The organism is Pseudomonas sp. ADAK18 (assembly GCF_012935695.1).
Taxonomy (GTDB): domain Bacteria; phylum Pseudomonadota; class Gammaproteobacteria; order Pseudomonadales; family Pseudomonadaceae; genus Aquipseudomonas.
In genome coordinates, this window is record NZ_CP052859.1 from 2063034 (window position 1) to 2076271 (window position 13238).

At 61.2% G+C, this 13238-nt stretch carries 13 protein-coding genes; 6 read left to right on the forward strand and 7 right to left on the reverse strand.

The window, feature by feature from the left end; all coding sequences use genetic code 11:
- Positions 1 to 7: 7 nt before the first annotated feature.
- From HKK55_RS09225 to HKK55_RS09245, 5 genes are all read right to left on the reverse strand, one after another.
- Positions 8 to 1012, reverse strand: a complete 1005-nt coding sequence (locus HKK55_RS09225; RefSeq protein ID WP_169354372.1) for an ABC transporter substrate-binding protein — start codon at positions 1010 to 1012, stop codon at positions 8 to 10.
- Positions 1013 to 1025: 13 nt separating this feature from the next.
- Entirely contained in the window at positions 1026 to 2357 is a 1332-nt protein-coding gene (locus HKK55_RS09230; RefSeq protein ID WP_169354373.1) for an LLM class flavin-dependent oxidoreductase, read from the reverse strand.
- A 12-nt stretch (positions 2358 to 2369) separates the two neighbouring features.
- Positions 2370 to 3326: an ABC transporter substrate-binding protein gene (locus tag HKK55_RS09235; RefSeq protein WP_169354374.1), complete on the reverse strand. Its 957-nt coding sequence runs from the start codon at positions 3324 to 3326 to the stop codon at positions 2370 to 2372.
- A 101-nt stretch (positions 3327 to 3427) separates the two neighbouring features.
- Positions 3428 to 5011, reverse strand: coding sequence for a rhodanese-related sulfurtransferase (locus HKK55_RS09240; protein WP_169354375.1), 1584 nt, complete (start codon positions 5009 to 5011; stop codon positions 3428 to 3430).
- Positions 5008 to 5616, reverse strand: a complete 609-nt coding sequence (locus HKK55_RS09245; RefSeq protein WP_169354376.1) for a cysteine dioxygenase — start codon at positions 5614 to 5616, stop codon at positions 5008 to 5010. The genes HKK55_RS09240 and HKK55_RS09245 overlap by 4 nt, the downstream gene beginning before the upstream one ends.
- A 213-nt stretch (positions 5617 to 5829) precedes the next feature.
- Between HKK55_RS09245 and HKK55_RS09250 the strand changes: the two genes are divergently transcribed.
- Both HKK55_RS09250 and HKK55_RS09255 read left to right on the forward strand, forming a co-directional pair.
- A complete protein-coding gene (locus tag HKK55_RS09250) occupies positions 5830 to 6735 on the forward strand; it encodes a LysR family transcriptional regulator (protein WP_169354377.1) in 906 nt (301 codons plus the stop codon).
- A 119-nt stretch (positions 6736 to 6854) separates the two neighbouring features.
- Entirely contained in the window at positions 6855 to 7649 is a 795-nt protein-coding gene (locus tag HKK55_RS09255) for a class II aldolase/adducin family protein (RefSeq protein ID WP_169354378.1), read from the forward strand.
- A 40-nt stretch (positions 7650 to 7689) separates the two neighbouring features.
- On the opposite strand, the gene HKK55_RS09260 is transcribed toward HKK55_RS09255, so the two are convergent.
- Positions 7690 to 8766 carry an LLM class flavin-dependent oxidoreductase gene (locus HKK55_RS09260; RefSeq protein WP_169354379.1) on the reverse strand — a complete coding sequence of 359 codons (1077 nt, stop codon included), beginning with the start codon at positions 8764 to 8766 and terminating at the stop codon, positions 7690 to 7692.
- A 274-nt stretch (positions 8767 to 9040) separates the two neighbouring features.
- On the opposite strand from HKK55_RS09260, the gene HKK55_RS09265 reads away from it, so the two are divergent.
- From HKK55_RS09265 to HKK55_RS09280, 4 genes are all read left to right on the forward strand, one after another.
- The gene (locus HKK55_RS09265; RefSeq protein WP_169354380.1) at positions 9041 to 9910 is read left to right on the forward strand and encodes an ABC transporter permease; all 870 of its coding nucleotides are present in this window, start codon (positions 9041 to 9043) and stop codon (positions 9908 to 9910) included.
- 1 nt (position 9911) lies between these two features.
- Positions 9912 to 10685, forward strand: a complete 774-nt coding sequence (locus tag HKK55_RS09270; protein WP_169354381.1) for an ABC transporter ATP-binding protein — start codon at positions 9912 to 9914, stop codon at positions 10683 to 10685.
- Positions 10678 to 11649, forward strand: coding sequence for an ABC transporter substrate-binding protein (locus HKK55_RS09275; RefSeq protein WP_178128834.1), 972 nt, complete (start codon positions 10678 to 10680; stop codon positions 11647 to 11649). Before HKK55_RS09270 ends, HKK55_RS09275 begins: the two co-directional genes overlap by 8 nt.
- Positions 11650 to 11759: 110 nt before the next feature.
- On the forward strand, positions 11760 to 12371 hold the full coding sequence (locus HKK55_RS09280; protein ID WP_169354383.1) for a hypothetical protein: 612 nt from the start codon (positions 11760 to 11762) through the stop codon (positions 12369 to 12371).
- On the opposite strand, the gene HKK55_RS09285 is transcribed toward HKK55_RS09280, so the two are convergent.
- Positions 12335 to 13231 carry a helix-turn-helix domain-containing protein gene (locus HKK55_RS09285; RefSeq protein WP_169354384.1) on the reverse strand — a complete coding sequence of 299 codons (897 nt, stop codon included), beginning with the start codon at positions 13229 to 13231 and terminating at the stop codon, positions 12335 to 12337. The two genes, HKK55_RS09280 and HKK55_RS09285, sit on opposite strands and share 37 nt — an antisense overlap.
- Positions 13232 to 13238 lie beyond the last annotated feature (7 nt).

The window sequence follows — 13238 nt, forward strand, 5'->3', positions numbered from 1 at the left end:
AGGAGGGTTATAGCGGCAGCAACTTGAACTGCCGATCCCACAACGGGCTGACATCCAGCCGCTCGCTCAACACGCCGGCATTGAAGAACAGGTCCGCGACTTCCTGCTGTGAGGCGATGGCCTGGTCGTTGACCTCGATCATGCGGTAGGGCTGGCTGCGGTTGTTGTACATGTCGAGAAACACCGCTTTATCCACCCCCAGCAGTTGTGCCGATTTAGCGGCCCAGGGTTCGGGGTTGTTGTTCATCCATTCCAGGGTGCGTGCCTCGCGCTGCAAGTAATCCTGGATCGCCTGCTTGCGCAGCGGGTCTTCCAGGGCAGCAGGACGCGCGGCGATCAGGTAGTTGCCCGAGAGGTAGCCCAAGGCGGTTTTCAGCACCCGCGCGCCGCTGCGGAATTTCGCCAGTTGGATAAACACGCCATAGATCACCCAGGCGTCCAGCTGACCACTTTGGAAGGCACTGAAACCGTCTTGCGGGGTCAGTGGTACGGCAGTGATGTCGTTCAGCGTCAGCCCTTGTTCTTTCAAGGCCTTGATCAAAAAGTAGTGGGAGGTGGTAGAGCGCACATACCCCACGCGCTTGCCCTTCAGTTGCGCGACCGACTCCAGTTTCGAGTCCTTGGGAATCAGGAACACCTGGTTATTCACGTCCCCTTGCAGCACGGCGATCAGCCTGGGTTCGCGATGACTCTGGATCGAGAAAATCGGCGGGATTTCACTCATGCCGCCGATGTCCAGGCTGCCGGAAGCCAAGGCTTCGACGATCAGGTTGCCGCCGGCAAATTCTGCGAAGTCGACCTTGTAAGGGCGCTCGGAGGTACCGGCGTCATCGGTGAAGTACGAATCCTGGCCACGGTAGGTGGCGACGCTCAGGGTTACGTCCGCCAGTGGGTGGGCCTGGGCGAACGCCCGTGCAGGCAGCCCCAGGGACGACAAACCCATGGCGCCGAGGGCGATGGAGCTGGCGGTGAGAAAGCCGCGACGATTGAACTGTCCGTGTGTGTGCTTCATGGTCGGGCCCTGGTCAGATGGCGAGTTCAAGCTCGACGGCGTGACGATTGACCGGCACGTCCAGGCCGAAGTTGTCCCGCAGCGTGTGGCCGCTGTATGCCTGGCGAAACAGCCCGCGCTGTTGCAGCACCGGCACCACCCATTCGGTGAAGGACTGCAGGCCGTCCGGCAGCAGAGAGTTGATGATGAAACCGTCGGCGGCGCCGCCTTCGAACCAGGTCTGAATGGCGTCGGCCACCTGTTGCGGCGTGCCGACAAAGTCCCGCCGTGGCCGGGAGAAACGCAGTGCGACTTCCCGCAGGGTCAGGCCTTCATCCCGGGCCAGTTGTTTGATGCGGTCGGAGCCGCCTTTTTGGCTGTTGGAGCCCAGGTCGCCCAGCTCGGGGAACGGCGCGTCCAACGGGTATTGGCTGAAGTCATGGTCATTGAAGGGGCGGCCGAGGGCGACGATGGCGTCTTCGATGGTCACCAGCTCCACCGCTTGCTGATAGCGGCTTTCTACCTCGGCGGCATCGCGCCCGACAATGGGTCGGATGCCCGGCAGGATGGACAGGTGGCTGGCGTCGCGACCAAAACCGCGAGCACGCTGTTTAAGGTCCTGCGCGTAGCTCAGTGCTTCTTCGAAACTCTCGGCGTGGACAAAAATGGCATCAGCGTTTTCGGCGGCAAAGTTGCGGCCGTCCTCGGAGGTGCCGGCCTGGAAAATCACCGGCTGGCCTTGGCGGGAGCGCGCAATATTGAGCGGACCCTTGACCGAGAAAAACTCACCTTTGTGGTCCAGGGCGTGGAGCTTGCCGGGGGTGAAAAACTCACCGCTCTGCTTGTTGTAGGCAAACGCATCGTCTTCCCAGGAATCCCACAGGCCCTGGACCACCTTCACATGCTCCTTGGCGATGCGATAACGCACGGCATGGGGTGGATGCTCGGGCTTGCTGAAGTTGTCGGCGGTGCCGCTGAGCCAGGAGGTCACCACGTTCCAACCGGCGCGGCCGCCGCTGATATGGTCCAGCGAAGCAAACTGGCGCGCCACCTGGAACGGCTCGGTGTAGCTGACCGTCACGGTGGCCACCAGGCCGATGTTTGAGGTCAGTGCCGCCAGGGCCGAGAGGATGGTCAGCGGCTCGAAGCGGTTGAGGTAGTGGGGGCTGGATTTTTCGTGGATATGCAGGCTGTCGGCAATGAACACGAAATCGAACTTGGCGCCTTCGGCCAGTTGCGTCTGCTGCTTGTAGAAACCGAAGTTCACACTGGCATTGGCCAGGGCTTGCGGGTGGCGCCATTCGCCCCAGCCATGACCGACGCCATGGACCATCGCACCGAGTTTCAGTTGGCGTTGTTTGCTCATGGTTCTACTCCTTTAGCGGGAAGCCTGGTTAAGAAGGGCGCGCTGGGCGTTGAAGCTTTTGTCGAAACCCTGGGAGACGTCGATGGGTTTGGCGAGGATGCCTTCTTCGCGGTAGATCTCGGCAGTGGCTTGCAAGCCGCTGATCACGCCATCGTCGATCAGTACTGGCTGCATGTGGGTGGTATTCGCCACGGCCACATGCACGGCCAGCGGCAAGCCGGTGACTTTGGCTTGGGCTGCGGCGAAGGCCTCGGGGTGGGCGTTGGTCCAGCGGTAGGCGCGGTCGACCCTGGCAACAAAGTCGTCCAGTTGCGGGCGTTTGTCGGCGATGGCCTGGCGGGTGGCGGCGAGGTACAGGTGGTTGGTCAGCAGGGTGTCGCCACTGGCCAGGACTTTGGCCTGGCTCTGGCTGGTGACCACGGTGGTGTAGGGATCCCAGGTCGACCAGGCGTCGGCAGTACCGTTATCCAGCAACAAGCGCGACTCACTGGGCAACAAGTAGATGAACTGCACATCGTGGGTACTCAGGCCAACACTGCGCAGGGCTTTGATCGCCAACAGGTGGCCGATGGAACCGCGGGTGGTGACGATGCGTTTGCCCTTGAGGTCGAGGGCGGTGTTCAGCGGCGAGTCCTTGGGCGCGAGAATCGCGGTGGTGTAGCGGCCCTCGGCGTGGATGATGCTCACCACCTTGAGCGGCGCACCGGCACCCAGGGCGAAAACGTAGGGCGCATCGCCCAGGGCGCCGATGTCGACAGCGCCAGCGTTCAGGGCTTCACCCAAGGGCGCTGCGGCGGGGAATTCGGAGAACTGGATCTCGTAGGGCACATCTTTCAGTTCACCGGAAACTTCCAACAGCACTTTGATGGTGGACTTCTGGTTGGCCACCCGCAGCGGTTGCAGATCGGCGGCCTGGCTGGTGCTGCCCAAGGCGAGGGCGATCAACAGGAGGGGAAGGGTAAAACGCATCGGGGTTGCTCCAGGCTAGGTCTTGCGTTGGGTCGCCTCCGCCTGGAGAAGGGGTCGGCCAATGTTGGGGGAGCAGCGAGCAGGCTCGCTGCGGGTGTGCTTCAGATCACAAAGAAACCATGGGTACCGTCGCGAGCCAGTTGGTCCACCAACCCGAACTCCCAATCGAGGTAAGCCTGCATGGCTTCCCGAGGGTTGTCGGTGCCCTCGTAAGGGCGGCGATAACGGTCGATGCGCGGGGAGGCGAGGTGGCTTTCGCCTTCCTCAAGCGGTAATTGCGCGGCAATCCAGCTGGCCGTGCCGTCCTTTAGCAAAAACACCTGTTTGCCGGTGATGGCCTCCACTTCGGCCACTGCCAGGCGTGCTAACTGGCTGCTGCCACAGGTCAGCACATAGCGCTGCGCCGACGGCACGTTGCCCAGGGCTTGGGCCAGTTGCCCGCGCAAGGCCCACCAGGCACCCGGGATATGGCGTTTGACGTAATTGGCGCTGCTGGTGAAGTCCAGCACGGCGGTGTCGCCGTGGGTCAGCCATTCGGCCAGGGTTTGCGGGCTGATTGCTTCGGCCTGCTGCGCGGCAGGAACCGGGGCCTGCCAGGCACCACGCTGGCTGAAATGGGCCGGTTGCAGGTCATCCACCACGAAGACCTCCCAGCCCAACTGCGCCAACCAGGAGGCGGACATATTGGCCCGCACGCCATCGTCGTCCACCAGTACCAGGCGCGCGCCGCGAACGCTGGCCACATGATCGGTTTCCTGCACCAGTTGGCCGCCAGGCGTCGAGCGGGCCGAGGGCAGGTGGCCCGTTTCGAATTCTTCCGGGGTGCGCACATCGAACAGGTAGGTGGTGCGCGACAGCTCCTGTTGCCAGCGGCTCAGGTCGGCGAAGGTGGCGCGGCCAACCTGGGCCTTGTCGGCGACCCGGCGCGCCTCTTGCGCGGCCACTTGGCGATGTTCTTCGCCGGTGGGCAAGAAGCGCCGTGATTGGCCGTGTTGCAGGGTTTGCCCGGCGAGGGTCCAGCCGATGGTGCCGTTGCGCAGGGCGGACACCGGGTTGGGAATACCGGCATTGATCAGCGATTGGGTGCCGATGATGCTGCGGGTACGCCCGGCGCAATTGACGATGATGCGGGTGGCCGGGTCCGGCGCCAGCTCCCGGGCTCGCAGCACCAGTTCGGCCCCCGGTACGCTGATGCTGGAGGGGATGCTCATGGTTTGGTATTCATCGAAACGGCGGGCGTCGAGCACCACCACATCGGCCTCGTTATCCAGCAGCGCCTGAACCTCTTCCGCCGCCAGGGACGGCGTATGGCGTTGGCTTTCCACCAGTTCGCCGAATGCCTTGCTGGGCACGTTGACGTCGATAAACAGCTCACCACCGGCGCTGCGCCAGCCGTCCAGCCCGCCTTCCAGCAGGCTGATCCGGGTGTAGCCGAGTGCCTGCAAACGTTGGGCAGCAATCTCTGCCAGGCCTTCGCCATTGTCATACACGGTGACGGCGGTATCACGGCGCGGAATGCGCGAATACACCTCCAGCTCCAGCTTGGACAACGGGATATTGGCCGCAAACAGCGGATGGGCTTCGGCGAACGGCGCCTCTTCACGCACATCCACGAGGGCCAACTCTTCATGGGCCAGCAGTGCCAGGCGAATCTGGGCGAAGGAGCGGGAGGGTACAGTACTCATAGGGCAGGGCTCTCTTTGGACAAGTCCCAGATATTGGGGAGAAAGGCGTTGGAGTAACCGGAGATAAACAGCTTTTCGCTGCCGTCGGCCTGGTACACCGCGCGGCGTACGGCACCGATATTGGCACCGTAGACGTGGATGCTGATGGACACTTGGTCGTCAAAAGCATTGCTGACCTGGTGGATGTCGCCGATCTTCGGTGACACCGCCTCCACCTGGCCCGGTTCAAGCTGGACCCGCTTGCCCTCCGCGATCAGGACGCCCTGGGCATCACGCCCAAAGCCCTGGGCATATTCGGAACCGCGCAACATGCCGATCAACCCCCACACCCGGTGGTCATGAATCGGCGTGGTCTGCCCCGGCCCCCACACGAAACTGACAATGCTGAAGCGCTGGCGCGAATCGGCATGCAGCAGGTATTGCTGATAGCGCTCGGGGTTGGCCTGGGCGAACTCATCCGGCAGCCAGTCGTCATGGCTGACCAGTTGCGCCAGCAGCTTGCCGCCGCGGTGCAGCAAATCGCCTTCGCGAGGATTGCCGTCGATCAATTCCGCCAGGGCGCCTATGAAGGCTCTGAGTCTTTCCGGGTGTCGGGCCTGGGTCATGGCAGTTCCATCGTCGCAGTGATTGGATTTATCTAAGCATAATGTTCATTGTTAATATGCTATTTTTTAATGATTAGGTTATAGCTGAAAGTAATTTAGAACCGGTTTGAATAGCGTTAGACGTTATCGATAGGCCCTGCGGGCTATCCAGATACCGACAATGGAACTATGCTTTTCCGACATCTTATTGACTGTTCTCTATGTGCGGGCCAAATGAAAATTGACGATATCGATGCCTTTGTCGAAGTGATTCGTTGCCAGTCCATCAGCCATGCCGCCGAGTCGTTGCAACTGACTCAGCCGGCAATTACCCGCCGCGTGCAGAACTTCGAGCAGGCGCTGGGCGTGGAGTTGTTCGACCGCAACACCAAACCCCTCAAGCCTACTTTGATCGGTACTCGGGTTTATGAACAGTGCCGATTGATCCTGCGGGAAATGGATGCCCTGCGCGAGCTGGTGGCTACCGACGCGCCGCCCACCGGGCTGCTGCGCCTGGGCGTGCCGCAAACCATCGGCGATGTGGTGCTGCTGGACGCTCTCAAGCACCTGCGCGGTGAGTACCCCGACTTACGCGCTCAGGTCGTGACCGGGTGGGGCAGTCAACTGGTGGGCAAGATCGAGCGCGGTGAACTGGACGCCGCAGCGGCGCTGTTCCCGGCCGGGAAAATTTTTCCGGACAACATCGTCGGCGAATCCATCGGCAAGATGGAGCTGGTGGTGGTCTGCGCCAAGGCTCAGCTACCCAAGCGCCCGTGCAAGCTGGCTGACGTCTATCAGAATGGCTGGGTGCTCAATCCTGATGGCTGCGGCTTTCGCGCCGGTTTACAGCGCACCTTGTCGGACCAGGGCCTGGCCCTGCGGGTCAATCTGGAGACCTTTGGCACCGAGCTGCAACTGGGCCTGGTGGCGGATGGCCTGGGCCTGGGGTTGGTGCCGCGCCCGCTGCTGGAACGCAGCGCCCACCGTGATCAACTGGCGGTGCTGCCCCTCAAGGATTTCAAGCCGGTAATGGACCTGTGGCTGATCTACCCGCACTTTCTTGGCAACCTGCAAGGGCCGGTGGGTGCGTTTGGCAAACGTGTGGCCGACTCACTGCACAAGGTCCGGGACGCAGCGTGATGATGCGCATGGGACATAAAAAATAATAATAATTAGCTTAGATTAAAATGTGCTTTTTATTATTTTTTGCCTTCCCCTAGGCTGACTGGAGATTTCCAATACCTCCAGGAAGTGTTGCCATGAGCAGTGTCAGTCCGTTATCCAGCGCCTCGAAAAATGTTCGCCAGCGGGTCAGCCCTGAAGAGTGGGAGGTGCGGGTCAAGCTGGCTGCCGCCTATCGATTGGCGGCCTTGTACAAGTGGACCGATCATATCTATACCCACTTCTCCGCACGGGTGCCGGGCCCCGAGGAGCACTTCCTGATCAACGCCTTCGGCTTGTTGTTCGATGAAATCAGCGCCTCCAACCTGGTCAAGGTGGACATCGACGGCACTATCGTTGATGACCCGACGGGCCTTGGCATCAACTACGCCGGCTATGTGATCCACAGTGCCATCCACGCTGCCCGCCCCGACCTGCAAGCGGTGTTGCACACCCACACCCGAGACGGCATTGCAGTGTCGGCGCAAAAGGACGGGTTGCTACCGATTTCCCAGCACTCCATTGGTTTCTCCGGGCGCGTGGCGTATCACGGGTATGAGGGCGTGGCCCTGGACCTGGATGAGCGTGAACGGCTGGTGGCAGACCTAGGCGACAAGAGCGTGATGATCCTGCGTAACCACGGGCTGTTGACGGCTGGCATCAGTGTCGAGCACGCGTTCCAGCAACTGCAGGGGCTGGAGCGCGCCTGTAATATTCAGATCGCGGCGCAGGCGGGCGGGAATGCCGAGTTGATCTTCCCGCCGGCAGAGGTGGTGGCCAAGGTCGAGAAACAGGCCGAGGTCTTCAAGAGCGGGGATGGGCCGGGCGTGACTCGGCATTGGAATGCGCTGATCCGGCAGTTGGAGCGTACGGATACCGACTACAAGGATTGAAGCATTGATCGTTCCCGCGTGAGTGGGAACGATCTGCGTGTCAGGCCGCTTGCTGCTTGCGCTCGGCCACCAGCTGACGGGTCAGTGGAATCAGGCGCTTGCCATAGTCGATTGCATCATTGAGCGGGTCAAAGCCGCGAATCAGGAAGGTGGTGATGCCCAGATCGTAATAGTCGAGCAGGGCCTCGGCCACTTGTTCCGGGGTACCGACCAGTGAGGTGGAGTTACCTTGTGCACCCAACAGGCCGGCGATCCCGGTCCACAAACGCTTATCCAGTCTCGAGCCTTGCGCCGCCGCCGCTAACAGACGACGGGAGCCTTCATTCGGGGGTCCACGTCTTACAAAACCGTTCTTTTCAGCCAGCGCGGTAGCCTGTTGCAGAATGCGCTCGGCACGCTCCCAGGCCAGTTCTTCGGTCTCGGCCAGGATCGGTCGCAACGACAAGCTGAAACGTATAGTTCGTCCATGCTTGGCCGCTTCAGCCCGCACCTGTGTCACCACTTCCCGCACTTGCTCATAGGTTTCGCCCCACAGCGCATACACGTCCGCATGCTTGCCGGCCACGGCGATGGCCGCCGCTGATGATCCACCGAAATACAGCGGGATATGCGGCTGTTGCGGCGACTTGACTGTCGAGTGTGCGCCTTCGACCTGGTAGTAGGTGCCGTCATAGTCGAAGGGTGTCTCGCTGGTCCATTCCTGGCGCACCACGCTCAGGTATTCATCCGTGCGGGCGTAGCGTTCGTCCTTGCCGATGTGGCTGCCATCGGCCCGCAATTCACGGTCGTCGCCACCGGTGATGATGTGCACGGCGGTGCGCCCGCCGTTGAAGACGTCGAGGGTGGTGAACTGCCGGGCGGCCAGCGTGGGCTGGACGAAGCCGGGTCGATGGGCAATCAGGAACTGCAGCTTTTTCGTCACGCTGGCGGCATGGGAGGCGATCAACGTGCTGTCCGGACTATTGGAGTGGAAGGCGATCAGGGCGCGGTCGAAACCGGCCTCTTCGTGGGCGCGGGCGACGGTTTCCACATAGTCGGGCTGCAAGGTCGGGCCGCTGCGGGGATGGATTTCCGAGGCGTGGTGGCCACCGATGTAGCCGATAAATTCAATGCTCATGGTCAGTCCTTGTTGAGAGTGAGGTTAAAGCCTCCACCTGGCAGGGGGTCGGGTATGAGGGTGAAAGTAGGGGCAGCGGCAGGGCCTGTAAAATGCCGTTTTGTTCTATCCTAATTATTAAAATAAAGAATCATACTTATATGTAGATATCAGTAATGTGCATTTTAATCGTATTAGGTTATTCCCAAAAAGAATTTCACTGAGGTTTTTTATGCGAATAGCATGAAACCGCAGCGGCGCTCCTGGCCGTGTTCTTGATGAGGTAGGAAGCCTGATGACTGAAAAGACCCTCAATACCCGTTCGTTTTCCGTCAACAAGGCTGCTCGCCTCACCGGCGATGAAGGCGCGTCACGATTGATCCCCCATTGGGTACGCAACTGGCGCACCCCCGACGTGTTGCTACGCCTGGTCAGCCCGATTGTGCTGTTACTGCTGTGGGAACTGGCCTCCGAGCTGGGGCTGATCCCGCAACGGATCATCGCCGCGCCGTCGCAGATCGGCGGCACGTTGTGGGCGATGATCATCTCCGGTGAGCTGGGCAAGCACCTGTGGGTGTCCCTGCAACGGGCGCTGCTGGGCTTGAGCATAGGCGTCAGTATCGGCGTGGTGGCGGCCTTGATTACCGGCTTGTCCAAGCGCGGCGAGGTGATCCTCGACTCACCGATGCAGATGTTGCGCACTATTCCTTCCTTGGCGCTGGTGCCGTTGTTCATCCTTTGGTTTGGCATTGGCGAGTTCACCAAAATCGCCCTGATTGTCACCGGCACCACGTTTCCGGTGTACCTCAATCTGTTCGCCGGCATCCGCAACATCGACCCCAAGTTGATCGAGGCCGCCAACACGTTGGGCCTCAGTCGTCGCGAGCTGATCTGGCATGTGATTCTGCCGGGCTCCTTGCCTTCGTTTTTTGTCGGCCTGCGCTACTCCCTGGGGATTTCCTGGCTGGCCCTGGTGTTTGTCGAGCAAATCAACACCACCGCCGGCATCGGCTACCTGGCCAGTGATGCCCGGGACTTCATGCGCACCGATGTGATCGTCATCTGCCTGCTGATCTATAGCGTGCTCGGCCTCTTGATCGATGGGCTGATCCGCACCCTGGAACGATTCGCCCTGGCCTGGCGCCCATCTTTTGTGAGGAACTGATATGTCGAGCATTGAACCTTCAGCAGCACCGGTGCAGTTGCGTAATGTGGTGCGCCAATTCGGCCAGCAGCGGGTGATAGATGGCCTGGACCTGGACATCGCCCCCGGCGAGTTCGTCGCCTTGTTGGGCGCCAGCGGTTCCGGCAAGACCACCTTGCTGCGCAGCCTGGCCGGGCTGGACAGTATCGACAGCGGCCAACTACGCGTGCCCAAGGCCCGCGCGGCGGTGTTTCAGGAGCCGCGGTTGATGCCCTGGAAACGCGCCTGGAAAAACGTGACCCTCGGCCTGCGCGTTCCCGATGCCAAGGCCCGCGCCGTGCAAGCCTTGACGGAAGTCGGGCTGGCCCATCGGCTTGAAGCCTATCCGGCGACGCTCTCCGGCGGCGAAGCCCAGCGCGTGGCATTGGCTCGAGGGTTGGTGCGCGAGCCGAAGTTGCTGTTACTGGACGAGCCTTTTGCGGCTCTGGACGCGTTGACTCGAATCAAGATGCATAGGTTGATCATCGAGTTGTGGCGCAAGCACACGCCAGCCGTACTGCTGGTGACCCACGACGTTGATGAGGCGATCCTGCTGGCGGACCGCGTGATTGTCCTGGCCAATGGCAAGATTGCCGAGCAGTTGAGTATCGACTTGCCTCGGTCACGAGATACCGGCCAGGAAGGTTTCCAGGCGATCCGGGCACGCTTGCTGAGCCTGTTGGGGGTTGAGGTGGACGCCCCGGCACAGGTCGCGCAAGCCGCAGCCGCTAGCGTCCGGCGGTTTGCCCATGCTTGAGTTCAAAACGTTAATGCTGCTGGGTACCGTGCTGTTGTTAGTCGGTTGCGATAAAGCGGTGGAGGCCCCCAAGTCTTCATCGGAGTTGTCCGGTGTGACCTTGATCCTCGGCGATCAAGCCAAAGGTTTGCGCACGGTGGTGGAGGCCGCCAATGCCCTGGAAGGCATCGATTACAAGGTCCAATGGGCCAATTTCCAGGGTGCCGCACCGCTGTTCGAAGCCTTGCGCGCCGGAGCGGTAGACCTGGGGCCTGCCGGCGACACACCGGTTCTGGCTGCGGCCACTGGCGGCACGCCTTTGCGCATTGTTGCGGTGCGTCGCAGCCAATCCCGAGGGATTGCGATCCTGGTACCGCCGGATTCACCGATTCGCACCGTGGCCGACCTGAAAGAACGCAATGTGGTGGTGTCATCGGCCCGAGGCAGTATTTCCCAGTACCTGTTGATTCGTGCCCTGGCCAATGCCGGGGTGGATGAGCAGGACGTCAAGGTCGGCTTTGTGCTGCCCACCGACGCACTGCCGGCTTTCAATGCCGGGAAGATCGACGCCTGGGCCACCTTCGGTGTGTATCAAGCGTTCGCCGAGCAGGAGGGCGCGCGGGTACTGATCAGCGGCGAAGGGATCAATACCGGGTTGACCTTTATCACCGCCTCCGACGAAGTGCTCGCCGATCCACTTAAGCGCAAGGCCCTCAGCGACCTGTTGCAGCGCTTCGCCAAGGCCTTCGAATGGGCCCGGCAGAACCCCGGGGAATACGCCCGGGTGTTTGCCAAGGTCAACGATATCCCCCTTGAGGTTTCTCAGCTGTTGCGCAGTTGGGGTGATGAGTCGCTGCTGCCGGTAGAGGCCCGGGATGTGCAGGCGCTGCAGCAGGTGGATGATTTGTTCGTGGAGAAGAAGATTTTTCCGCATCGGGTGGAGGTGCAGAAATTGACGGACACCGAGGTGTTTACGCCGCAATGATCCTGGGAGGAGGGGCAGTTTTCGCCACAAAGTGCGACCGTAGATAACGTTGTATTTTGCCGGGGCCTGGGGTCTCATAGACGCCGGAAAAAACCGGGAAGGAATAAACATTGATGAGGGCTGAACTTGCGCAATATGGCGGTATTACCGTCATGATTCCGGCTGCGTTGGTGATCGCCGTCTGGTTGTGGCACTCCCGTCCCCAGGCGCTGAAGTGGTGGGGGGTGACAATCGCTTGCACCTACTCGATCGTGGCGCTCAGCAAGGTGTTGTTCAAGGGCTGGGGCGTGTCCATCCAGTCTCTCGATCTTGCCGTGATCAGCGGTCACGCCATGAACACCTCGCTGATGGTCACGGTGGCGCTGAGCCTGGTGGCACGTCGGATCAACCCCGACTGGCGCTGGCCGGCAGCAGTCGGCGGCGTGTTAATCAGTGGATGGTTCAGTGCGTTTTGCGTCGCGCCCACGGTTCATCCGCTCAATGAGGCCCTGGCGGGTTGCGTGTTGGGGGTGGGCGCCGCGATAGTGTTTCTATGGCGACTTGAGATGGTCGATGTCCGGGTTTCCCCGTCGTTGATCGGTGGTGGCATTGTTATTCTGTTGCTGAGTGCACTGCTGCCCAAATACAACGCCGAGAAGCTGCTCAACCATGTGGCCGTTACGGTCTCAGGTGCGGACCAGGCCCATCAGGAGCCTGTGTGGCGAGAATCGCCTGAGCGCTGAACGGGGTCTTCGCCCGCAAAGGCAATGGTTGCCTGACCGTCCAGTGGGATGGGGGCACTTGCGCCGATGCGATCTGCCAGGTAACGCGCCGGCGGTTTGCCCACGGCTTTACGGAACATGGTGATAAAGCCGCTCGCGTTTTCGTAGCCCAGGTCCAGGGCCACTGCCTGTACGCTTTCGCCCCTGGCCAGGCGTTGCAGCGACAGGATCACGTGCAACTGCCGGCGCCAGCGGCCAAAACTCAAGCCAATTTCCTCCTGCAACAGTCGGGTCATGCTGCGTTCGCTCATGCCGATGCGCACGGCCCACTTGTCGAGGGTCGCCTTGTCGCTCGGGTCGGCCAGCAAGCTGTTGGCCAGGCGCTTTAGCCGAGGGTCCCGGGGCATGGGCAAGTGTAGGGCTTCGATCGGGGCCTGGGCCAGTTCATCCAATAACGTGGATAGCAAGCGTCCCTGGGGGCCGTCGATCTCATACAGCTGCGGGAAACTGACGGTCTTGCCGATCAACTCATGCAGCAGCGCCGATACCGACAAGGTGCAACAGTGGTGGGGCAGGGCGTTGGCAGCACCGGGCTCGATCAGCAGGCAATAGACCTGCGCCTCTCCAGAGCCACGGGCAGCATGGGAAATGCCGCCGGGAATCCACAGTGCGCATTGGGGCGGTACGATCCAGATGCCTTCTTCGATGTCGCAATGAATCACCCCCCGCAAGGTGTACATCAACTGCCCCCGGCGATGCTGGTGTTGAGCATGTTCCCAGCGTTCGGCGTCGCTGGAGGCGCCTGCGGCGACGACCGCACGGGGGACGGCATCGACGTCTTTTGCCAGCAGCGGGTCATGGAGTTCAAGGCGGTGCTTCATGGGGGGA